Annotated in this window: 19 protein-coding genes and 2 pseudogenes; 4 read left to right on the top strand and 17 right to left on the bottom strand. The window is 70.3% G+C overall.

The features are described from left to right. Positions 1-696: 696 nt before the first annotated feature. From ACWD6R_RS05425 to ACWD6R_RS05415, 3 genes and pseudogenes are all read right to left on the bottom strand, one after another. Complete coding sequence (locus tag ACWD6R_RS05425) at positions 697-1326, bottom strand: hypothetical protein (protein WP_451817510.1); 630 nt, start codon at positions 1324-1326, stop codon at positions 697-699. 259 nt (positions 1327-1585) lie between these two features. Continuing rightward, a pseudogene (locus tag ACWD6R_RS05420) lies at positions 1586-1786 on the bottom strand (DUF397 domain-containing protein); the annotation flags it as partial. 254 nt (positions 1787-2040) lie between these two features. Beyond that, positions 2041-2328: a hypothetical protein gene (locus ACWD6R_RS05415; RefSeq protein ID WP_451817509.1), complete on the bottom strand. Its 288-nt coding sequence runs from the start codon at positions 2326-2328 to the stop codon at positions 2041-2043. 450 nt (positions 2329-2778) lie between these two features. Between ACWD6R_RS05415 and ACWD6R_RS05410 the strand changes: the two genes are divergently transcribed. Continuing rightward, a complete protein-coding gene (locus ACWD6R_RS05410) occupies positions 2779-3750 on the top strand; it encodes a ParB/RepB/Spo0J family partition protein (protein ID WP_451817508.1) in 972 nt (323 codons plus the stop codon). 63 nt (positions 3751-3813) lie between these two features. On the opposite strand, the pseudogene ACWD6R_RS05405 reads toward ACWD6R_RS05410, so the two are convergent. The 3 genes and pseudogenes from ACWD6R_RS05405 to ACWD6R_RS05395 form a co-directional block, all read right to left on the bottom strand. Continuing rightward, positions 3814-3999 (bottom strand): annotated as a pseudogene (locus ACWD6R_RS05405) (pyridoxal phosphate-dependent aminotransferase); the annotation flags it as partial. Positions 4000-4114: 115 nt separating this feature from the next. Beyond that, entirely contained in the window at positions 4115-5341 is a 1227-nt protein-coding gene (locus ACWD6R_RS05400) for a 3-deoxy-7-phosphoheptulonate synthase (RefSeq protein WP_451817507.1), read from the bottom strand. A 402-nt stretch (positions 5342-5743) separates the two neighbouring features. Beyond that, on the bottom strand, positions 5744-7342 hold the full coding sequence (locus tag ACWD6R_RS05395; protein WP_451817506.1) for an FAD-dependent monooxygenase: 1599 nt from the start codon (positions 7340-7342) through the stop codon (positions 5744-5746). Between the two features lie 236 nt (positions 7343-7578). Here ACWD6R_RS05395 and ACWD6R_RS05390 point away from each other — a divergent pair, with 236 nt between their 5' ends. Further along, entirely contained in the window at positions 7579-8352 is a 774-nt protein-coding gene (locus ACWD6R_RS05390; protein ID WP_451817505.1) for a DUF6081 family protein, read from the top strand. Here ACWD6R_RS05390 and ACWD6R_RS05385 read toward each other — a convergent pair. From ACWD6R_RS05385 to ACWD6R_RS05345, 9 genes are read right to left on the bottom strand one after another with little or no spacing between them, the layout of a single operon-like run. After that, positions 8345-9046: an SDR family NAD(P)-dependent oxidoreductase gene (locus ACWD6R_RS05385; RefSeq protein WP_451817504.1), complete on the bottom strand. Its 702-nt coding sequence runs from the start codon at positions 9044-9046 to the stop codon at positions 8345-8347. The two genes, ACWD6R_RS05390 and ACWD6R_RS05385, sit on opposite strands and share 8 nt — an antisense overlap. Positions 9047-9102: 56 nt before the next feature. After that, a complete protein-coding gene (locus tag ACWD6R_RS05380) occupies positions 9103-9741 on the bottom strand; it encodes an isochorismatase family protein (RefSeq protein WP_451817503.1) in 639 nt (212 codons plus the stop codon). A gap of 29 nt (positions 9742-9770) precedes the next feature. Next, positions 9771-10556, bottom strand: coding sequence for a 2,3-dihydro-2,3-dihydroxybenzoate dehydrogenase (locus tag ACWD6R_RS05375; protein ID WP_451817502.1), 786 nt, complete (start codon positions 10554-10556; stop codon positions 9771-9773). A 2-nt stretch (positions 10557-10558) separates the two neighbouring features. Continuing rightward, positions 10559-11746 (bottom strand): FAD-dependent monooxygenase, encoded by a 1188-nt coding sequence (locus tag ACWD6R_RS05370; protein ID WP_451817501.1) that lies wholly within the window; start codon positions 11744-11746, stop codon positions 10559-10561. 10 nt (positions 11747-11756) lie between these two features. Beyond that, positions 11757-13073, bottom strand: coding sequence for a phenylacetate--CoA ligase family protein (locus tag ACWD6R_RS05365; protein WP_451817500.1), 1317 nt, complete (start codon positions 13071-13073; stop codon positions 11757-11759). Then, positions 13070-13831 carry an amidohydrolase family protein gene (locus tag ACWD6R_RS05360; RefSeq protein ID WP_451817499.1) on the bottom strand — a complete coding sequence of 254 codons (762 nt, stop codon included), beginning with the start codon at positions 13829-13831 and terminating at the stop codon, positions 13070-13072. The genes ACWD6R_RS05365 and ACWD6R_RS05360 overlap by 4 nt, the downstream gene beginning before the upstream one ends. Positions 13832-13866: 35 nt before the next feature. Further along, on the bottom strand, positions 13867-14970 hold the full coding sequence (locus ACWD6R_RS05355) for a 3-dehydroquinate synthase II family protein (RefSeq protein WP_451817498.1): 1104 nt from the start codon (positions 14968-14970) through the stop codon (positions 13867-13869). Between the two features lie 50 nt (positions 14971-15020). After that, a complete protein-coding gene (locus ACWD6R_RS05350; protein WP_451817497.1) occupies positions 15021-15845 on the bottom strand; it encodes a 2-amino-3,7-dideoxy-D-threo-hept-6-ulosonate synthase in 825 nt (274 codons plus the stop codon). Between the two features lie 15 nt (positions 15846-15860). Next, positions 15861-17129, bottom strand: coding sequence for an aspartate kinase (locus ACWD6R_RS05345; RefSeq protein ID WP_451817496.1), 1269 nt, complete (start codon positions 17127-17129; stop codon positions 15861-15863). Positions 17130-17366: 237 nt separating this feature from the next. Between ACWD6R_RS05345 and ACWD6R_RS05340 the strand changes: the two genes are divergently transcribed. Together ACWD6R_RS05340 and ACWD6R_RS05335 are read left to right on the top strand one after the other, a co-directional pair. Beyond that, positions 17367-19376 (top strand): anthranilate synthase family protein, encoded by a 2010-nt coding sequence (locus ACWD6R_RS05340; RefSeq protein WP_451817495.1) that lies wholly within the window; start codon positions 17367-17369, stop codon positions 19374-19376. 23 nt (positions 19377-19399) lie between these two features. Continuing rightward, entirely contained in the window at positions 19400-19771 is a 372-nt protein-coding gene (locus ACWD6R_RS05335) for a DoxX family protein (protein WP_451817494.1), read from the top strand. A 49-nt stretch (positions 19772-19820) separates the two neighbouring features. Here ACWD6R_RS05335 and ACWD6R_RS05330 read toward each other — a convergent pair whose 3' ends face one another. Together ACWD6R_RS05330 and ACWD6R_RS05325 are read right to left on the bottom strand one after the other, a co-directional pair. Continuing rightward, positions 19821-21803, bottom strand: a complete 1983-nt coding sequence (locus ACWD6R_RS05330) for a multicopper oxidase family protein (protein WP_451817493.1) — start codon at positions 21801-21803, stop codon at positions 19821-19823. Then, a complete protein-coding gene (locus ACWD6R_RS05325; RefSeq protein ID WP_451817492.1) occupies positions 21800-22267 on the bottom strand; it encodes a DUF6220 domain-containing protein in 468 nt (155 codons plus the stop codon). The genes ACWD6R_RS05330 and ACWD6R_RS05325 overlap by 4 nt, the downstream gene beginning before the upstream one ends. Between the last annotated feature and the right edge of the window lie 113 nt (positions 22268-22380).

Below are 22380 nucleotides of genomic sequence, written 5' to 3'. Positions count from 1 at the left end.
CAGGTATCTGTCCGGGAGATGTACGGCAGGCCCCTGCGCAGGACGTCCGCGGGCGCGAGGAAGGGGATTTCCTGCGTCTACGGCTGGGGGCGGGCGCGGCATGGGCCCGCCACGGGACCCGGAGTCGCGCCTCACGCACCACCGGAAGCGTCATCCCCAACGCTACGCGCACGCCCGCGGACCCGGCCCCGATCGTATCGGCTGCAGGAACCGTGCGGCGGTTCGGTCGGTAGGGGTGACGAGATCAGAAGGCCCGTGCCGGGACCGCCCGCAGTGGTCGAAGCGGCCCGGTGCCTGCGTCTGTATCCGGACAACGAGGCGTGGGCGCTGCTGGCACGCGGCACATGGCTGCCGTACGGCGACCTGTACCACTACGCGCACCCTGCCGTGCGCTGGAACTACCTGCCGGTCCTGGAGCAGAACATCCTCGGCACCCCGGCGTACACCCAGGTGCGCTGGTGCTCGGTGACGAGGCGGTCGTACGACATCACTTCCGGGCGCTCACGACGCGTGACGAGGCGGCAAGCGGTGGTGCTGCTGGTGCCGCGGCAGTGCGTGGCGGCCGCTGATTCCTCGGGGGCAAGTCGCCGTCCGCCTGCTCACAGGGCACCGGATCGGAATGGCCGGGATGTTTCATCCAGGCCCGGTTGCCGCGTCAGGCCGCAGGCCGGCGTTCGGGACATGCTGTTCAGCGCTCTACGGAATGCTGCTCGCAGGAGGGGGCGTCACGGACGGTTCGATCGTCGACCGGACGTAGATTCGAGTGGTGTCGGGCTTGAACTCGTGGGTGAAGAGGTCGATGCAGCGCTGGAGATACTTGCCTTCTGGGGTCGTGAGTTCATCGGGGCACAGGCTGATCCTCCGCAGCCCTTGGACGAACGTTTCCGGCTCGGCCAGTCCGAGGTGGCCGAAGGCGGCCGCAGGGCGGTAATCCTTCTCCTCGGGGTGGAAGTTCTCGATCATCTTGGTGTAGCTCTGCATGAGCCGGTCGGTGTACGTCTCCGCCTCGTCGCTCGGGAGGACGAAGGACAGCAGGCCGGTGTCGTAGCGCTGCCCGACTTTGTAACCTGCACGACGGTCCGATGCCGCCTCCGGAATGCGGATGCCCATCTGGCCGCTCATCCAGGCAGGCGTGGCTCCGTCCTCCCAGCAGCAGGTCATCTCCTGGTCCGACAAGTCCGACGACACGTCGTCAGCGACGCAGGAGACCACGCTGATCGTGGCGGCGACGCAGGCGAGGAGCACCAGAACGACGACGACTGCGACCGGCATTCGACGGCGACGCACGGGCTGCTCGCCGACAGCGATCTTGCTGGAACTGTCCATCGGTGGACTTCTATCGTCCTTCCTGCTGTTCACGACCTGGATCCGTGCGGTCGCCCTCGAGCTCGGGCTCGCCGCTTGACCAGCGGAGAGCGCAGTCCGGCAGCGAAAAGGCCGCCTTTGTGACGGTCCACAACTCCGCACGACCCTGCGGACTCAGCGACGACCAGTCGCCGTCCTCTGGTGCCCGGTGGAGAACGCTGATGCCGTGGGTGGTCCCCGAAGGGTCCGGGACCACCCACGCGTGACTGTCCGAGGCCGGGAGCAGCTTGCTGACGAACGCGTGCCAGGCGTCGTGGCCGAAGGCGATGACGGGGCCGGTGGGGCGCTTGCTGTCGCGGACGGGGACGAGGTGGGGGAGGTTGTTGGCGACCTCGACGTACTCGTTATTGCCACCGCTGTACGTGCTTGTGCGCCACCTTGCGTTCGGTGACCCCGGCATGTTGTGGCGCCCGTCGGGCATGACGCTTCCTCCCCGAGGGCCGACAGCTACAAATTCTCGAAGTCCCCGGCGTCCATACCGGCCACCTGAATTCCCCGCGCCGCCACCGCAGTTACCCTCGCAAGGTCAAACGGGTACGGCGCAGCCGCTTCCCGGCTAAACGGCCCGGCGATCGCGGTGTCCGCCATACCGGGCCACCCACCGTGTGCCTGGTCAACCTGCCGGAGCAGACCACCCGGACAGCATGACCAACCTACGCTACGTGGCATTGGGCGCTAGGGGACCAGGGCGTCGAACCACGGCATTTCTATCTGCATGGCGTGGTCCACGGTCAACGTGACAGAACGGCCGAAGCTCACTTCGGGCGACACTCGCTGGAACTTGGGATAGACGACCTCGGTCAGAGCGTTCCCGTGATCGAGGTCGAATTCTGTTCCCTCCTGCGAGGACGCCGGCACGGCCTTGGTGGGCGAATACCCCGGGTGCGGCTCCGCAGTCGCCTTGAACTCGCGACCGGAAATTCTCCGTGCGGTCGACCTGTCAAGTCCGGAGGCGATCGTCAACGGAATGAATCTGCTGCGCTGTCGATCGCCTGGCCCCGCACATGAGGGCGCTTTCCCGGGATTCTGGTGTGTCGCGGCCGCCAGCTGGTCAAGCCCGGCTGAAAAAGAGGCCGGTACACCCTTGCGAATTCGGTGACGACGCTAGCCGACCGGCTTCCAGCGCGTCCACTACTCGATCGAGCAGTGGTCACTACCCACCTTGGAGCCCTAGTGGTGTTGCTCACATCCTGACCGGATGGCGATGATGCGGATGGAAGGCATTCGCTTTCCGAGGCTGGAAAACATATGTGGTGTCGGCCCTGCAGCACGGCCGGTCGCCGCGGGACCGGTTGCCGTACGCGCCCAACCCCTACCTTCTGACAGGTGAGTGGTCGTATGTGGAGCAATGTAGAGGCCCTAAAATTAGAAAACAACTCTGCCGACAGCGAATTTCCGACACGAAAGGCACAAATGGAGGGTGCCGCGGTGCTGGTGCCGATCTCCTCACTGCTGCCCGCCGATTCACCCCGACTGACCGGGGAGAACCCAGAACACGTAGAACTACTGGCCATGGCCCGGGATCTTCCGCCGATTCTCGTCCAGCGGAGCACGATGCGGGTGATCGACGGCATGCACCGGGTGCGGGCCGCGCGGCTCCGGGGCGAGAAGACCATCTCCGTCACGTTCTTCGAAGGGGACGGCAGCGAGGCATTTCTTCGAGCCGTCGACGCCAACATCAAGCACGGACTGCCGCTTTCGCTGGCGGATCGCGAGGCCGCGGCAGGCCGGATCCTCGCGAACTACCCGCAATGGTCGGACCGGACCGTCGCGGCCGCTACCGGGCTGTCCCACACGACGGTGGGAGCGATCCGACGTCGTTCCGGCGTCCCGGCCGCGGCGGAGGGCGGCCGGGTGGGCCGAGACGGACGGGTCCGTCCCGTGGACGGTGCGGCGGGCAGGCGACGGGCGAGCGAGGTCATCGCCAGGAATCCCGACGCGCCGTTGCGGGCCATCGCCCGCGAGGCCGGCCTCTCGGTGGGGACGGCCCGAGACGTGCGTGAACGCCTGCGAGCGGGCCGGGACCCGGTGCTGGGCTCGCAACGCGGCACCGCCCAGGAGCCGGGTCCGTCCGCCGACGGCCCGGCGGAGTCGCAGCGGCCCAACGCGGGCAGTACCCGTCAGAACGCGGACTGGCGCTCGGTGCTGGGCAGTCTGAGCAGGGATCCCGCGGTGCGGTACGCGGAGAACGGCCGCGCCTTCGTCCGGTGGGTCGACGGCCATGTGATCGAACCGGTCGAATGGTGCGAGCTGATCGATGCCGTGCCACCGCACTGGCGGAACTCCGTCGCCGAGCTGGCCCGGTCGTGCGCCGGAGAGTGGCTGGAGTTCGCGCGGGAGCTCGAACAGAGGGGTCGGACGAAACCCGAGCCGGGAGTGGCGTGAGCAGGGTCCCGCCGGATTCCCGCGCGGTAAGCCCGACAAGGGGGGAAAGCGTGAGCACTGCCAATGGAGCGCGCCACCGCAGATACTCACCGCGACCGCGTCGCCGACTCCGAAGCGGTGGGCCGGCTCCGCCTCCAGCGCCTGTCCCTGCGGGCCTTGGCCCGCGGGCCGGCCCGAGGAGAACACCTCGGCGACGGCGGCCAGTTCCCGCTCGCCCAAACTCGCGTGCACCAGGGGTATCGAATCTATCGTGGCCGCCTCTTGTGTTGAACGCGCTGCTGCCGGACGGGCGGCCGGTGCCCGGCCATCGTCACAGCAGCTTCCCGAAATCTGATGAGTCCTACGGCAACCCGGCTGAGTTCCCTCAGGAACGAACCGCCCCCGTTCCCTTGGCCCACGCCTCGATGAGCTCGGTGGCCTGGTCGGCGTTGAGCCTGGGATCGCACAGGGTGGTGTAGTGCCGTTGCAGTCCGTCCTCGTTCTCCACCGATCCGCCGATGCATTCCGTCACGTCATCGGCCGCGACCTCGATATGGAGTCCGGCGGCGTGCTGCCGCAGCCCGTCGAGGATGTCGCGGAATCGCAGGGCCTCGGTGATCACATCGGCGAGATGGCGTGTCTTGAGGCCGAGGCTGGATTTCACCGTGTTGCCGTGCATGGGGTCGCTCAGCCACACCACCGGGTGTCCCACGTTCGCCACCGCGCGGACGATGGGCGGCAGGGTCTGCTGGATCCGGTGGTGGCCCATCCGCGGTATCAGGACGAGGCGGCCGGGCTCACGCCGCGGGTCGAGTGCCTCGCACACGCGCAGGATGTCGTCGATGTTCGCGTTCGGCCCGATCTTGCACCCCACCGGATTGACCACGGCGGAGAGCAGGGTGATATGTGCCTGGTCCGGCTGGCGGGTCCGCTCCCCCACCCAGGGCAGGTGGGTCGAACTCAGGTACAGCTCATCCGTGTCGGGGTCGCGGCGGACCAGTCGGGACTCGTAGTCGACGACCAGGGCCTCGTGGCTCGACCACGGCCCGTCCTCGGTCGACGGCCGCCCGTCTCCGCAGCGGTGCGTCCGCATCGCTCGCTGTACGGCGGCACTGGCCTCGTAGGCCCACACCATGCGCCGTGGGTCGGGCTGCCGCGTCTGCGGCACGGCGAGCTCAGAATTGATCATGTGCCCCCGGAACGAGGGGATCACCAGTGCGCCATGGTTCTCGGTCGACTGCGACCTGGGTTTGGCGAACTGTCCTCCTATGCGGCCGACGCGGAGGACGCGCCGGCCGGTGAGCTCGCTGAACCGGCTCCCCAGCCGGTCGATGACCTGGAGTTTCTGAGCCGTGTGGCGGGGGGTGCACTCGTAGAGGCTCTCCGCGCAGTCGCCCAGCTGGATGAGGAGCGCGTCGGTCGTCAGCAGGTCCACCAGCGACCACCGCAGCTGCCGGATCTCCTCGGCCGTCACCAGGGGCGGAGCCGACTCCAGCGTCCGACAGGACTCGTGGTAGGCGGCGTGGTCCCGCCACTCCGGTTGCTGCGCCGCGGGCCTGCCCTCCCACGGCCCGCTGTGGGTGACGTCCGCCGTAACGCCTGATGGCTGCATGTGTGCTCCTGTCGAGGATCAGCACCGCCCGGTGGAGGAGTGCGGATAGCGTGTCCCGGCGCGACGGTGCTCGGTGAGCCGCCGTCGCCCGGGGGTCGTGCGGTATCCGGAGACCGATGAGCGCGTTCGCGCCGGCACGTCGCCGGCCGACGACCGGTGTGCGGCGCGAGCGCGGGAGACGGCACCGGTCGAACGTCTCAGAGCCTGTCGGGTGACCTCTGATCGGGCGGCCACGCCCTGGCACGCACGCTTCCCGCGTTGCCGAAAGGCCCTAGTAGCTCCTTCCCCAAGCTCTCAGCTTCGTTCGAGCAGGGGAGACCCCATCCGAGGGCCTTCCGGCGACTTGGAATCGCACGCACCAGACCGCGTTCGCTTTCCGATCGAAGGTCACCCGACAGGCTCTCACCCGGCACCCCGTACCCGCCGGATCACGGCGGCCGGGTCCGGATGCGGCTTGTTCCCGCGCCAGGCCACGTGGTGGTCGGGTCGGAGAAGGACGAGGTCCCGTTCCCAGATCTGCCGGGCGCCAGCGTCGGTGACCACGGTGTGGGCAACCGGCAGCCCCTGGGCGGACGCCGCGTCGAGGAGCGGTGCCGCGCGGCCGTCGCCGGCGAAGTCGACCAGGGTGAAGGACGGTGCGAAGCGATCGAGGATCGGCGTGCCGCCGTCGAGGAGGAGGCCGGGCGGGCGGCCTCCGGGCCAGGTCGTCGGCGTGTACTCCCGAGGGCTCCACAGGGGTGCGGGGGCGTCCTCGTGGCAGATGACGGGCGAGTCGCTGTAGCGGTAGCCGAGCTCGATCCCCCGGTACTCGTTCTCGCCCCGCTCGGCGTCGAGATGGGAGGCCACGACATCCAGCGGGGCGCCCTCGCGCAGGAGCGTCCCCGCCTTCAGGTGGACACCGAGGTGCCGGTGCGAGGTGTGCATGTTGCGCAGACCCACCGGGTGGCGTTCGGCCTGGTAACTGTCCAGCAGAGCCGGGCCGCCGAAGCCCTTGACGAGAGCGGCGGTCTTCCAGGCCGCGTCGATCGCGTCGCCGATGCCGGTGTTCATCCCGTAGGCGCCGGTCGGGAACATGCGATGGGCGGAGTCGCCGGCAAGGAGGACCCGTCCGGCGCGGTAACGGTCCGCGATCATGAAGCCGGGTCGCCAGCGCGAGGTCAGCAGCACCTTGTCGATCTTCAGCTCGGTGCGCATCGTATCCAGCAGGAAGGCCGCCGGATCGGCTGGCGGTGTATCGAACTCGTCCGGCTCCAAGCCGTTGACATGGGCCGTCCAGGTGTCCACCTCGTCCTGGGCGATGATGACGTATCGGAAGGCGAAGTAGTGCCAGAACCGGCCGTGCCGGTGCAGGGTGTCCAGATCCCGGCTCTTGAAGTGCACCATGAAGGCGCCGGGCAGCCCGGGAACGTCGAAGCCCTCCTCGCCGATGCCCGCAACCTCGCGGACCCGGCTCGACGCGCCGTCGCACCCGATCACGTAGCGGGATCGCAGCAGAACCTGCTCGTCGGTCATCATGTCGACCAGACGGCTGGTCACCCCCTCGTCGTCCTGGGTGAGCGTGTCGAACCGCAGGCCGCAGCGCAGCTCGACCAGCGGCTCGCGCCGGCAGTGCGCGCGCAGTACCAACTCCAACTCGATCTGGGAGATGCGCTGGCCGGGCTCGGCCGGCTGGGTGCCGTCGTTCTGCTCCGCGATACGCCGCCGTTCCTCGGCCACCGAGGGAAGTCTCCAGGTGGTGATCGGCTCACCGGCGAGGCCGGTCGACCAGATCACGTCGGCCCGGTGCTCGGGAGCGACGCCGGCGGAGCGGATGTCGTCGGCGATGCCGAGCTGGCGGAAGAACTCCATGCTGCGGCTGTTGACGTAGTCCAGCTTGGGATGGACGGAAGTCTCGACGCCCTGGTCGACGAGAACGCAGGAAACGCCCTGTCGGGCGAGCGCCAGAGCGGCGACCATCCCGACTGGGCCCGCGCCCACGACCAGTACCGGTACCGGATCCACGATTGCCCCTCCAAGAGCGGTGGCTGAATGTCTTGCTCTTCCCGGTCGGGCCCGCCCGCGCTCACGCTCACGGTGGGCAGATGTGACGGTCAGTACGCAGTCTCGGATCGACGCTCCCGCACGGGCATGGCCCATTCACGGGAATCCGACGGTCAATGAAGACATGGCGCGCGTCCCCGGCCGAACGGCGTGAACGTGTGATGGCCGGGGCCGGCGGCGGGACCGATGGTGGCGGCATGACGTCGCCTCAGACCGATGCGTTGCCTCAGACCGATGCGTTGCCTCAGACCGATGCGTGGACGCACGACGACTTCACGAGCGCAGACCTCGACCCTGCCCTCTGGGCGATCATGTCGATCACAGGGGTCGACGGCGAACGGCACCAGTACCAGGACCGCAACGCCCGGGTGCGCACCGGAGACGGGCGACTGGAGCTGACCGTCAACCCGTTCACCCGCTTCCACGACACGGACCCGCAGCAGAACAACGCCAAGCAGATGTACCGGTCGGTGCGGCGCTTCGCCGTGCCGGCGGCGGGCAGGCTGACGTTCGAGGTCACGATGGGGGTGCGGACCTACGACCAGGTCCCCTACGACCTGCTCGACGCCTACGGCACCGTGAACGTCTTCGACATGGAGACCGGTGTCGTGCTCAACGCCGCCGCGACGAACGACACCGTGTACGCAGTGATCGAACGACTGGCGCTGCCGGGCGTGACCCAGCCGCACGAGCGCTACATCCACCGGGTGGTGCTGAACGTGCCGACGGAGCCGGGACAGGAGCACCGGTATGCCATCAGCTACCGGGCCGACACGTCGGAGGCGGAGTTCCACGTCGACGGCCGGCTCGCCTATGGGACACGGCTTCCGGTAGCGGTGGCGGGCTTCAACGCCGGTATGGCCCTGTTCTCGGCCCGTGATCTCTCGCGCTACACGCGCGCGGAGCGGGAGCACGGACAGGGCGCGACCGGCTGGTGGGGGCCGTGGCGCATCACGACCGGCGTCAGATGAGCACTTCTCCGCCGTCGATGTTCAGGTTGACGCCGTTGATGGCACGGTTCTCCAGCAGAAACCTGATCGCGTGGGTGCAGTCCCCCATCGTCACCGGCCGCTTGGTGAGCGCACCCGCCGCGGCGGCCTCGCGTGCGGCGGGCTTGTCGCTCCAGAACGGCGTGTCCGAGACGATGCTCGGGTGCAGGGCGTTGACCCGGATCGGCGAGAGCTCCACCGCCAGCGTCCGCACCAGCGCGCCGATGCCGCCGTTGGCGGTCGTCACGGACGTGGAGCCGGGGTAGGGCCGGTGGCTGGCCAGGCCGCCGATCAGGACGGCCGCACTGTCGTCGGTCATCCGCGGGGCGAGGGCGTGCAGCACCTCTGTGTAGCCGGTGAGCTTCACCGTCAGCAGCCGGATCGCGTCGGCCGGCCGGTACTCGCGCACCGTGTTGTGGTCCCGGTCGAGCGCCGCGAGCACCAGCTGGTCGACGCGCCGCACATCGGCCAGCGCGGCCGCGATCCGCTCCGGGTCGGCCAGCTCCAGGGCGAGCCCGCGGGTCTGCTCGCCGATCTCATGGGCGACGCTCTTGGTCCGCTCCTCCGAACGGCCGGTGATGATCACGTCGTCGCCGCGTTCGGCGCACGACTGGGCGAAATGCCGCCCGATTCCCGACGTTCCGCCGATGACAACGACATGAGTGCGTTCGGACATGGATGTGTTCCTCCATTGATGGGTGATGGTCGGGCAGGGCACGCGGCGGGTCCGGCTCAGGGCTCCAGCCCGGCCAGCACGTCGGCCACGGTCAGAGGCACCGCGCAGCGGTCCGCGGCATAGCGGAGCGCCATGAGGTGGTCGTCCAGCGAAATATCGGCCAGGGCGTCCGCCACGAGGAACGGCTGGATGTCGCGGCTGAACGCGTCGCAGGCGGTGATGAGGCAACCCATGTGCGCGTAGACGCCGCAGACGATGAGCTGGTCCCGTCCGGACCGCCGCAGCCGCTCCTCCAGATCGCTCCGGAAGAACGCGCTGTAGCGCCACTTGGTCAGCACCGTGTCGCCCCGCTCGGGGGCGACCTCGTCGGCGATGCCGCGATCGGCCTCCTCGACCCCCATGCCGGGACCCCAGAAGTCGTGCAGCAGCCCGCGGTCCTTCCGGCTCATCCCACCCGGCTGCGCCGTGTACACCACCGGCACGCCGGCCGTACGCGCCGCCGCGAGCAGCTTGGCGACGTTGCCGACGAGCTCGGTCAGCGGCGACCGCCCGGCCGGGAACGGGCGCAGGAAGTACCGCTGCATGTCATGCACCAGTACGACGGCGCGGTCCGGCGCCGGGCGCCAGGTCACCGCCGGGGTCGGCAGATCGCCCTGACCGGGCATGCGGTACGGCTCGATCGGGGTCATGGCCATGTTCGCCTCCTGAAGTCCGTCTGTCGGCGTCACACGTGCAGGGCGGCGCCGCCGTCCACGTAGAGATCGTGCATCGTCACGTGACCGGCCTGGTCGGATACGAGATACGCGACGGCCTCGGCCACGTCCTGCGGCCGGGCCAGCTTCCGCAGCGGGATGCCGACGCGGTACGCGCTCGGCGAGCCCTCGATCACCTGGCTCGGATCGGCGCCCTCGCCGAGCATCGCGCGCAGCATGGGCGTGTCCGTCGAGCCGGGCGAGACGACGTTGCACCGGATGCCGTAGCCGGCGAGCTCCAGCCCCAGGCACCGGGTGAACTGGGCCGACGCCGCCTTGGACGCGGCGTACGCGGACATCTCCGTACGCGGCACACCGGCGGCGTTGGACGCCACGGTCACGATCGCTCCGCGGCGGCGACGGATCATCCGCCGGGCCACCGCACGGGACACGTGGAACACCCCGCCGGCGTTGACCGAGAAGATCTCCTCCCACTGCCGGTCCGACAGCTCGACCACCGGGCCGGTGTGCAGCACGCCGGCCGCGTTGACGAGGATGCCGATGGGACCCAGCTCGTCCTCGACGCGCCGCACGAGCGCGTCCACCGGCTCGCTGTCGCACACGTCCGCGGAGTAGCCGTGGACGGACGCGCCCTCGGCCTCGAGCTTGGTCACGACGGTGGCGAGCGTCTCGGAGTCGCGGTCCACGGCCGCGACATGCGCCCCCGCGCCCGCCAGGGTGCCCACCACGGCGGCACCGATGCCTCGCGCCGCACCGGTGACCAGGGCGACCGTGGATTCGATTCCGGTCAGTTCCATCATCAACTCCTGCTAGTCGTGGCGGCCTGCTCGGCGTCGTATCCGAACAGCCACTCATGCCGCTCCAGACCCGACGAGGTCTGTGTGGAGGCGTCGCGACGGCGTTGTGCGTCTCCGTCGGCCAGGTGGAAGGTCGTCGCGTTGGCGCGGGACTGCTGCTGGATGCGCGTGGTGCGGGGCAGGCGTATCCGCTCGTAGCGGCGCAGGGCCGCGCCGAGGCTGCCCGGGCCCGCGTCGGCCAGACAGGCCGCGAGCACGACGGCGTCCTCGATCGCCTGGTTGGCGCCCTGCGCCTGGAAGGGCAGCATCGGATGCGCGGCGTCTCCGATGACGGCCACCCGTCCGGCGCTCAGCCGGTCGAGGCTCTCACGGTCGTACAGCGCCCATCGGCTGACCGTCTCTGCCGCGCCGATCAGCCGGGTGACGTCCGGATGCCAGGCCGTGTACGCGGCCGCGAGCTCGGCGCGGTCACCCAGCGCCGACCAGGACTCCTCCCGCCAGTCGGAGGCGGAGACCGTCGCGCCGAAGCTCACTTGCCGCCCGGAGGACACCGGGTAGCACACGCAGTGCTGGTCCGGTCCGAACCACAACCGCACCCGGGGATCGGCGGTGCGGAAGGGCACCCGGTCGGCCGGCACCAGGCCCCGGTAGATCGTCTGCCCGGAGTACCGCGGCCGATCGGCCACGATCTGCTCGCGGGTCACCGAGCGGATGCCGTCTGCTCCCACGACCAGTTCCGCCGTCACCGTCGTACCGTCGGACAGGTGCAGCCGCGCTTCGTCGGCGCTCTGCGTCACCGCGACGAGGCGGGCGCCGAGGTGCACCCGGTCGGGCGGGACGAGGGAGAGCAGGGCGTCCTGCAGATGGGCGCGGTGCACAGCGTAGTACGGCGCCCCGAAGCGGCGGCGGCACAGGCCGCCCAGCTCCGTGCGCTGCAGCAGACCGCCGTCGTCCCAGCGGCGCATCTCGATCGCCTGCGGCGCCACCGCGACGGCTCGCAGCCGGTCGTACAGCCCCAGCCGGTGCAGCAGCCGGGTGGCATTGGGCGTGACCTGCACGCCCGCCCCCACCTCGGTCAGCTGCTCCGCCTGTTCGTAGAGGTGGCAGTCGATGCCGGCCCGGCGAAGGGCGAGGGCGAAGGTGAGGCCGGCGATTCCGGCCCCGGCCACGGCCACCCGTATCTGCGGCATGTCGTCCCCCTCAGTAGTAGAGGAGCGCTTTGCCCCAGTCCTCGTCGGGCCCGAACAGGCTGCGCGGTTTGACCACGTCGGGCATGGTCGTCAGCGCGGCGTGGGGGATCAGCGTGCCCGGGGGCAGCCCGGTGACCTCGCTGTCCACGCCGAAGGCGGACCGTACCGAGGCCGTCAGTTCCGCCACGGCGGCGGTGCGGTGCTCCTCGGCCACCTCGATCTCGATGCGCAGGACCGCCGGTTCCGCCCGCGCCCGCCAGAACAACACTCCGTAGGACTCCGGGAGGGAGAAGACGAGCTCCTCCAGCCGGTGCTGGGTGATCGTCGCGCCGCCGACCTGGTAGCCGAACGCCGACCTGCCGAACACCTGGACGGTGGGCAGGTTCCAGCCGCAGTCGCAGTCGTCGTAGGAGACCGCCACGTTGTCCTCGAGGTTGTAGCGCAGCAGGGGCATCGCCTCCCGGAACAGGGGCGTGACCACGAGCTGACCCTCGCCCTCCACGCCGACCTTGCCGGTCTGCGGGTCGTACACCTCGAACAGCGCCCGGTCCGCCCACAGGTGCATCCGGCCGTGCGGGCACTCGCCGGCGAGGCTGCCGGTCTCCGTGGAGCCGTACTCCTCGATCACCGGCACCCCCCACAGCCGGCTGATGCGGCGGCGGCGGGCGGGGGTGAGCGGCTCGCCGCCGACGAACAGCGCACGCAGCGCGGGGAAGTCGGCGTCCGGCCGGTGCCCGGCCGCGGTCGCGGCGACGGCCCAGATGAGGCATTCGGTCGGCACCGACCAGGTGAGCGTGACGCCCAGGTCGTGCATGGTGCGGACCACGCGGGCGTACGGCATGGCCAGCGACCGGTTGTCGCCCGGCACCACCGTGGCCCCGCACAGCCGGCCGGCGGCGTGCGCGAGATGCCCCGTCAGCAGCAGCGCGTAGGGGGTGCGCACCAGGAAGACGTCCTCGCTGGACATCCCGATCCACTTGCGGGCGAAGCGCTCGGCCAGGTCGGTCCAGTCCTCCGCTGTGTAGTACGACGGCGTGGGCCGGCCGGCGGTCCCGCTCGACTCGTGGTAGGTGGCCAGCCGCGCCTTCGGGACGGCGAGCATCCCGAAGGGGTAGTTGTCCCGCAGGTCCTGCTTCGTCGTCAGCGGCAGGCCGGCGAGATCGGCGGCGGTGGCGGGCAGGGCCGACGCGTCCAGCCGCCGGCGGTAGAACGGCGAGCGGGCCGCCCAGGCGACGGTCTGCGACAGCTGTTTCTCCTGGATGCGCTGCAGCTCCTCCGGCCCGTGCCACTGGCCGAGTCGAGGCAGGCTCGAATGTGGGTCGTTCACCGCTTCTCCTCTCCTAACAGTCGATGCGCGTTGTCCCAGGCGATCTGCCGCCACTGCTCGGGCGGCAGCGGCAGCACCCGGAACTTGGCCAGCTCCACGGCCGGGTGCTGGAGCGGATACTCGGAGCCGAACACCACCCGCCCGGCGCCGAGACGGCTCACCGCCGCCTCGGCCACGCACGTGTAGCCGCCGGAGGTCTCCAGCAGGATGTTGGGTTCGTCCCGTATCAGGGTGAGTGCGTGGAAGTCGATGTTGCCGATGCCGCTGTGCCCGAGCACGAAGCTCACCTGCGGGAACCGGCGGGCCAGGGCGACCAGGTCGGCCACCCCCGCACCGCGCCGGGCCAGGCAGACCACGTACACCGGGTGATCGAACTCCGCTGCCACACCGACGAGTTCGGCCACGCGGGGATCGGTCAGGCCGACGCCGTGCACCGCGGGCGAGATCTCCAGTCCGCGGAATTCGGCGGCCCTGGCCCGGTACGCCTCGGGCGAGCGGTGCGGGTTGGCGAAGAAGAACGGCACCAGGCGCCCGTCGGTGCCCGCGCAGGCGTCCAGCACCGCGTCGTTGTCGGCATCGGTCTCGACCTGCCCGCCCTCAATGAGCTGGCGGGACAGCCGGTCCAGATCGATGGTGCCGCCCGCGCACACCACCGCCCGCGTCAGCCCGCACTCGTCCAGCGTCGCCAGCAGCCGCTCCGCGGCCCCGGGCCGGGGAGCGAGACGGACGTGGAAGTCCAGCACGGGCTGTGCGTCCATCGCGGTTACCGCTCGCTCCCCCTCGTGGCCGTCGCTCACTTCTCGATGCAGAACTCGTCGATCGGGTAGCCGACATGCCGCTGCTCGACCGGCAGACAGCCGAGAACCTTCGTGCCCTCCGTCAGCTCCGTGACGTTCAGCACCGTGCCGCCCGGCCCGAGCACCCGTACGTGCCAGTCGTCCTGGACGATGAGGTTGACCTTCACGCCCGAGGGCGCGACCGCGTCGATCGCGAGCAGCGGCCGCGTCTCGATCTTGACCCGGCCCACGGTGACGACCCGTGACTTCCCCTGCGCGTCGACGGCCAGCACGCGGCCGCCGGAGCGGAGCTCGCTGAGGTAGTTGGTGCGCCCGTCGGCCGACAGCGTGTACGAGTGCAGCGCGCCGGCGTTGACCCGGAACGGCCGGGTCGGCATGTACGGGAGCGGGTGGGTCTCGCTGCAGCACAGGATCATGCCGGTGGAGTGCGAGCCGACGAGGATGCCCTCGTCGAGCCCGAAGTTCGTGCAGGTGTCGACGCAGGCCCGCTCCCCCATGCCCACCCGGCGGATCCCGGTGACCTCCAGCTCCACCAGATCCAGGTCCGCGGCCTTGCTGACCGCGGCGGCCTTCAGTTCGGTGGCCTCCCCCACGGTGCGCGGGGCGAGCATCACGCCGTCGGAGCCGTGCTCGAGGACACCGAAGACGATCTCCGCCTCCTCGACGTCGGCCACCTGCGTGATGATGCTGCCGTCCGCTCCGGCCGCGGCGGCCAGCACGATCTCCAGCGGGATCTTGGTGGGGTCGCGGAAGTACAGCAGGCTCCACCTGTCGTGGCGCGCGGCGCGGCAGGCGTCCTCAAGGCTGTCGGCGTCCGTGATCTCCACGAACCGGCCGAACTCCACATCGGGGTACTGCTGGGCCAGCTCGGCGGGCTCCCCGTGCCGGGCCGGCTCGACGATGACGAGGTCGGCGGACGACAGCTTCTCGGGCAGCGGCCCGTTCTGCGGGAACAGGACCTTCTTCACCGTCGGGGGCAGCGTCTCCAGATCAGCCGGATCGGCCGCCACGACGGCGTCCACCCGCTGGTGGACGGCCTCCTCGACTATGGCCTCCTTGGCCCCGGTGACGTTACGGATGTCCAGCCAGCACAGCTTCACAGGTATCTCCTCGGCGGAAGGTCGCAAAAGGGGCGGAAGGTCAGGGGGTGTCAGGACGTGAGGGCGAGCCGGTCGTCGACGCCGTCCCGGCCCGGGACGTGCGGCGACTCGTGCACCAGCCGCGCGATCGTGGCTGCCATCCAGCCGGGCTGGTCAGCCTGGAAGACGTTGCGTCCCATGGCCACGCCGGCCGCGCCACCGCGCAGCGCGTCGGACACATAGGACAGCACGGTGTCGGTGTCGGTCGAGCGCGGGCCGCCGGCCACGATGACCGGGATCGGGCAGGCCCGGACCACGTCGGCCATCTGCTCGGGTGTTCCCGCGTAGTCGGTCTTGACGATGTCCGCGCCCAGGTCCGCGGCGAGCGTGGCGGCGTGCGCCACCAGCTCCGGCGCCCGGGAATCGGTGATCTGCGGTCCGCGGGCGTACACCATGGCCAGCAGCGGGACGTTCCAGCGGTCGCACTCCCGCGCCACGGCCGCCATGTCGGCGATCTGCCGGGCCTCCTGGGGCGACCCCATGTTGACGTGCACGCTGACCGCGTCGGCGCCCAGCCGCAGCGCCTCGTCCACGTCGGCGACCAGGTATTTCGCGTCGGGATCGGGAGCGTGCCTCGTGCTCACGCTCAGATGCACGATGAGCGACATGTCACGGAACCAGCCGTGGCTGACGTGGCGGAGACTGCCCTTGTGCAGCACCACGGCGTCGACACCGGTGCCGGCGAGCTCACCGAGCAGGGAGTCCAGGTCGCCACGGCCCAGCGGACCGTCCGTGACGGAGTGATCGAGCGGTACGACGAGCAGCCGCCCGTCGCCCTGACGGAAGAGGCGCCGCAAGCGCAGACTCCGAGCGAACGGCGCGTTGTGTACAGCCACTGTGCCCTGCCTCTCTCAAGCGGTCGCGGAACGACCGGAGTTCGTCGCGGACGTGACGTCTGCCGGCCCAGGCTGGTCGAGGTGGAACTCGCGGTGCAGGGTCTCGACGGCGTCGACGACGCGTTCCCGCGGCACGACCACGGAGAGCCGCATCTGGGAGGTGGAGATCCAGCTCGTCGGAATCCCGGCGCCGGCCAACGCGGACATCAGCCGGGCGGTGTACTCGGGACGGCTGAGCAGGCCCATCCCGACCACCGACACCTTGCCGACGTTCTCGTCGAAGTGCACACCCCCGCCGAAGGTGGCCGTCAGCTTGTGCAGTGCGTCCCGCACAAGTTCGGCCTGGCTGCGGCGGATCGTGAACCCCATGCGGAACTCGTTCTCGTGGGGTCCGGACCTGGCGACCAGGTCCACCACCGTCCCCTGGGCGGCCAGCACCTCGAAGACGTCTGGAGCCATGTCCTGGTGGATGTCCCGGCAGTGCACCAGTACGCGCGCGACGTCGGTGTCGTGGGTCACCGCCACGACGGCCCGCCGGGTCTCCAGCGGCCCGGCGTCCTGCCGGTCGGCGACGGTCGTTCCTGGCACCTGCGTCGACGCGTTACGGACGTGCACTTCGACCCCTTCCATGGCGGCCAGTTCGATGCAACGGGTATGCAGCACCCTCGCGCCCGCGAACGCCATCTCCGCCATCACGCCGGGTGGGACCCACGGCAGGCAGCGAGCCGCGGGCAGGATGCGGGGATCGGCGCTGAAGACGCCGTCCACGTCGGTGTAGATCTCGCACACCGACGCGCGCAGCCGCGCCGCCAGCGCCACCGCGGTCGTGTCGGAACCGCCGCGGCCGAGCGTGGCGATGTCCCCGGTGCGGGTCACCCCCTGAAACCCCGTGACCACGGCGACCCTGCCACCCTCCAGAGCCGACCGCACCCGGTCGGCCCCGATGCTCGTGATGAGCGCGTCGCCGTGCCGGTCAGTGGTCCGGATTCCGGCCTGGTGCCCGGTCAGCGAGATCGCCGGCACCCCCAGCCCGTTCAGGGCGAGGGCCATCAGCGCCGCCGACTCGGACTCGCCCACGGCCAGGAGCTGATCCAGCTCCCGGGACGGATCGGCGGCACCGACGTCGGCCGCCAGCCGCAGCAGATCATCGGTCCGGCTGCCGCGCGCCGAGACGACCACGGCCACCGCCGATCCGCTCCGCCGCGCCGCCGAGATGCGCAGGGCGGCGCGACGGACGCACTCGAGCGTCTGGAGGGAAGTACCGCCGAATTTCTGGACCAACACATCCACAGTCGATTTCGCCACCCCTCGCCGAACGTTGTGTCGGATTGGGCTCGACAGTAGGCGGGCCGTCGCGCCGGGGCCCACTACTCGCCCGAGTAGTGCCACCGCATTCAGCAGTTCACGCCATGCCGCCGGGCGTAACCGGAATCACGCGATGGCGGCTTCACGTCATGTCCGGTGCCTTTCGCCACCGCAATATCCAGAGGGCGATCTGAGCTCACGCGAAGGGGAGCACATATGCACGGGACGGATTCGAGTACGGCCAACTCCCCGGACGCTCCGGCCGACCCCGGCGATGCGCTGGCCGGCCTCGGTGCGGACGGGCGCGCCTTCGCCCTGCTCTACCGGCCCGGCTCGGCGCCGGACGCGCGCGTGGAGGTTCTCACCGGCGAGGTCCGCGACGTGGGCAGCCTCGCCGAACTGCCCCTGCCCGACGGGCCGGCGGGCGGCGCGCGGCACGACCTGCTCGTGGCGGTTCCGTACCGGCAGATCACCGAGCGGGGCTTCGCCTGCCGCGACGATCACGCGCCCCTGCTCACCATGCGGGTCGCCCGGCAGACCACGCTCAGCCGCGACGATGCGCTGGCCGGCCTGCCCGAGCAGGACGTACGCGTGTCCGAGGCCGGCTTCGACATCAGCGACGAGGAATACGCGGCGGCCGTCAAGCGGGTGCTGAGCGAAGAGATCGGACAGGGCGCCGGTTCCAACTTCGTCATCAGACGTTCCTTCACCGCGCGGCTGGAGGACTGCTCGGTCCGCACGGAACTCGCCGTGTTCCGGCGGCTGCTGACCGGTGAGCTCGGGTCGCACTGGACGTTCCTGTTCCACACCGGCGCGGGAACGTTCATCGGAGCGTCACCGGAGCGGCACGTCGGCATGGCCGACGGCACCGTCTCCATGAACCCCATCAGCGGGACCTATCGGCACCCCTCGGCCGGCCCGGACATGTCCGGGCTGCTGAAGTTCCTGAACGACCCGAAAGAGGCCAATGAGCTCTACATGGTCGTGGACGAAGAGCTGAAAATGATGGCCCGCATGTGCACCACCGGCGGCCGGGTGCACGGCCCCTTCCTCAAGGAAATGGCGCGCCTGACCCACTCCGAATACATCCTGACCGGCGACAGCGAACTCGATGTGCGCGACGTGCTGCGGGAGACCCTGCTCGCACCGACCGTCACCGGCAGTCCCCTCGAGAACGCCTTCCGCGTCATCGCCCGCCACGAGACCACAGGCCGCGGACACTACGGCGGCATCCTCGCCCTCGTCGGCCGCGATGCGGCGGGCAGCCGTACCCTCGACTCGGCGATCATGATCCGGACCGCCGAGGTCGGCGACGACGGCCGCCTCCGCCTGGGCGTCGGCGCCACCCTGGTCCGCGACTCCGACCCCGGCTCCGAGGTGGCCGAGACCCGGGCCAAGGCCGCGGGCATGCTCGAAGCGCTCGGCCTCGCACCGCCCGGCAGCGGCGCCAGGGGCCGGCCCGCCCCCGTGGGAGCGCCCGCGTCACCGGCCGCCGACCCCCGGGTGCGCCGGGCGCTGGAGAGCCGCAACGCCACGCTGTCGCGGTTCTGGCTCGCCGGTGAGCACCGCGGCGGACCGGACCCGGCTCTGGACGGGCGGCGCGTGCTGCTCGTCGACAACGAGGACACCTTCATGGGGATGCTCGGCCATCAGCTGCGCGCCCTCGGCCTGAAGACCACGATCACGCGCTTCGACAGTCCGCTGCCGCGGGAGGGATACGACCTCGCCGTCGTCGGTCCCGGCCCGGGCGACCCGCGCGACGCGACCGCCCCCCGGGTGAACACGCTCCGCGCGCTCACCCGCGACCTGCTCGCCGGCTCCGTCCCCTTCCTGTCCATCTGCCTGGGCCATCAGATACTCGCCAGGGAGCTGGGCTTCGACCTCGTCCGGCGCACGGTGCCCAGCCAGGGCGTCCAGAAGCGGATCAACCTGTTCGGCCAGTCCGAACTCGTGGGCTTCTACAACACCTACGCCGCCCGCTCGGAGCACGACTTCGTTCCAGGCACGGGGCAGCACAAGCCCATCGAGGTGAGCCGGAACCCCGACACCGGCGAGGTGCACGGCCTGCGCGGCACGGGGTTCCGATCCGTGCAGTTCCACCTCGAGTCCATCCTCACCCAGCACGGCCCGCGCATCCTCCGTGACCTGCTCGTCTCGCTGCTCAGCGACGCGGGAGACACCGGCGTGGCGCGCGTCGACGCACAGCACCGCGGAGGGACACAGTGAGTAGGCGAGCAACGTCGCCGGGCGTGAGACCGCGCGGGGCCGCGAACGTCGCCCTGCTGGTGATCCAGGTGCTCCTGGTGCCGTTCTATCTGGCCGCCGGCACCGCGAAGCTCGTCGGCGCACAGCAGATGGTCGAGTTCTTCGACGAGATCGGGGCCGGCCAGTGGCTCAGGTACCTCACCGGCACCGTTGAGGTCATCGGCGCCCTCGGCCTGCTCGTGCCGCGGCTGACGGGTCTCGCCGCGCTCGGGCTGACGGGCCTGATGACCGGCGCGGTGATCACGAACCTCGTCGCCGGCACGCCCTCGGTCCTGGCGGTGGTCCTCCTCCCACTCGTCGCCGTGCTCGCGTGGGGACGGCGGGACCGCACCATCGCGCTGCTCCGCCCGCAGTGACACCGCCGGCGGCACCGGTCACGGTGCCGCCGCTTCGGGTCGCCGGCTCCTACCCGTGACTGGCGTGTGCGTCTCCGAAGGGCGTGGTGACCCCGTGGTAGGAGACGCGCAGCATCATTCCCTGCTCGGCGTGGGGCAGGTTGTGGCAGTGGTTCATCCAGATCCCGGGGTTGTCGGCTTTGAACGCCACCTCCCAGACCTCTCCCGCCCGCACGTCGAACGTGTCCACCCACAGGGGACTGCCGGATGAGGACGTCCCGTCCCTGGACAGGATCAGCACGGGATGGCCGTGCAGATGCCAGGGGTGGGTCTCCAGGCTTCGGTTGACGACCTTGAACCGGACGACATCGCCTTCGGTGACCAGCAGGTCCGGGATCGATGGGTGCCCCAGCCCGTTGACCGTCTGTGCGTAGGCCGGCCGGCCGTCGACCATGGCGACAGCGCGGTCCAGGACGAGGGTGAAGTCCCGGTCGGCGGCGTCCGGATCGAACGGGGCACGAGCAGGCGTTCCGTACCGCAGGAGATCGAGCTCCGGCCAGCCGGAGGTGTCCTCGATCCGTGGCTCGCCTTCGGCGTCCTCCTCCGGGCGCAGCAACACCCCGGTGTCGCGGTCGTTGTCGAGCACCAGCGCGACGGCCGTGTCCGGCATGACGAACACCAGGTCGTAGCGCCCGCTGGCGGGCAGCCGCAGGCTCACGTCACGGACCTGCTCGGGATGGTTGAGGTCCCGGCCGTCGACGGCCGCGATCCGGAACTGCGTCCCGGCCAGCGCGAGCACGTGCGGATCCGAATCGGTGTTGATCAGCCGCAGCCGTACCGCCGTACCGGGTGCCGCGGTGTGTGCGGTGCGCCCGTCCTGGTCCCCCACGACCGCGGTACCGGCGAACGTGTGCACGGGCAGCGTGAGGTCCACCTGCTGCGGGCCGGAGCCCTCACCCGTCGGCTGTCCGTCTCGTGGTGTGACGACGAGCGTCCCGTACAGTCCCTTGCGCACGCCGGGGTCCGATGCCTCGTGGGTGTGGTACCAGTAGGTGCCCACCTGGTCGGCGCGGAATCGGTAGACGAACTCCTCACCGGGTGCCACCGGACGCTGTGTCAGGTCCGGCACGCCATCCTCACCACACGGCACGTCGTAGCCGTGCCAATGCAGTGTGACCCCGTCCTCGATGTCGCTGTTGCGCAGCGTCACCTCGATCAGATCACCCTCGGTGGCGGTGATCGCCGGGCCCGGTACCTGGCCGTTGTACGTCCACGCGTCGATCTCCCGCCCGGACTCCAGTCGTACGGTGGCCTTCTTCGCGGTGAGCACGTGCCGGCGCCTGGCACCGCCGGGAGACGGACTCCCGAGCCCGCGCAGATCGGCCACCGACAGTGCCGGACCGGAGCTGGACGAGTGAGCTGCGCCGCCTCCGGTGACCACGGAGTCGGTGGATCGGAACAGCAGGCCGACGCCTGTGCCCCCCGCACCCACGACACCGGCTCCGACGGCGGTGTTGATGAACCGCCGCCGGTTGAAGGCGGCATGACGGTCCGTCTCTGCGCGCACCCCCTCGCCGTCCGCCTCTCGCGCCACGACACGGGCGGTCAGCACGGCGCCGGCCGACACCAGCGAGACAGTGATCAGCGCGGTCGACAAGGTGAGGGGGTACCCGGCGAGGAAGGTCACCAGGAGGCCGGCCAGCGCGGCGTAGGCGGCGATGAGCAGCGAGACGACGCAGCTCGCCGGCAGGCGCTCGCCGGCCGCCTTCCTCGCCGCCCACAGCCGAGGCCCCGCGATGAGCACCGCGGCCACCCCGGCGACACCGAGCAACGGAAGCCCCAGCAGCACCTTTTCCGCTACGAACCACCAGCCGCGGCCGACCAGGACCGACACGGTGGCGACCCGGCTGAGCGTGACCAGGACAGCCGCGATGAGCAGTCCGAATCCGAGCTGGTGGCGCCGGAGGGCCACCGCGACGCCGGCCCCGAACCACGACACGACGCCCAGCAGGGCAACGGCATGGTCCAGGAGAATCAACTGGGCCGTGGTCACTGAGCGGATCCCGGGGCGGGTCCGGCAGCTCGGGCGTCGTCGCCGGCGGCCCGCGCGGTGGATTCCGAGGAGTTCGACAGCTCTCGCGCCTGGCGGAGGATCCTGACGGCCACGGCCATCATGATCAGCGCGTTGACCGCGTGCAGGCCGAAGACGAATTGACCCGCGGTCGAGGAGTCGTCTGTGTCACCGAATGCCTTGGCGATGGTCGCGATCACGGGCTGGGCGATCCCCAGCCCGGCGAGCAGACCGGTCATGCCGACGAGCCGACCGGGCACGCGGGCCAGCGCGGCGGTCAGCGTCGTCACGAGCGCAAGGAGGACGATCATGTAGCCCAGCGCCCGGTGCGGCCGGAATGCCTCGTCGATGGGCGCAGTGTCGAACGCTCCACTGCCGGCCAGGAAGAACTGCACCACGATCGCGAACATGATCACTGCCGCCAGTCCGGCGATGGCTTTACGCATCGAAGAGCGCCCTTCGGGTTGGTGTGGTCACTGACGTGCTTGTTTCCGTCGGCGGGTTCACAAAGGAATCGTCGCGTCGACGCCCCGGAACGTCCTCCGATAGCGGATGGCTC

Source organism: Streptomyces sp. NPDC005151 (assembly GCF_053599875.1).
Note: the sequence above shows the minus strand (reverse complement) of the source record. Positions and strands in the feature narration are given on the sequence as shown.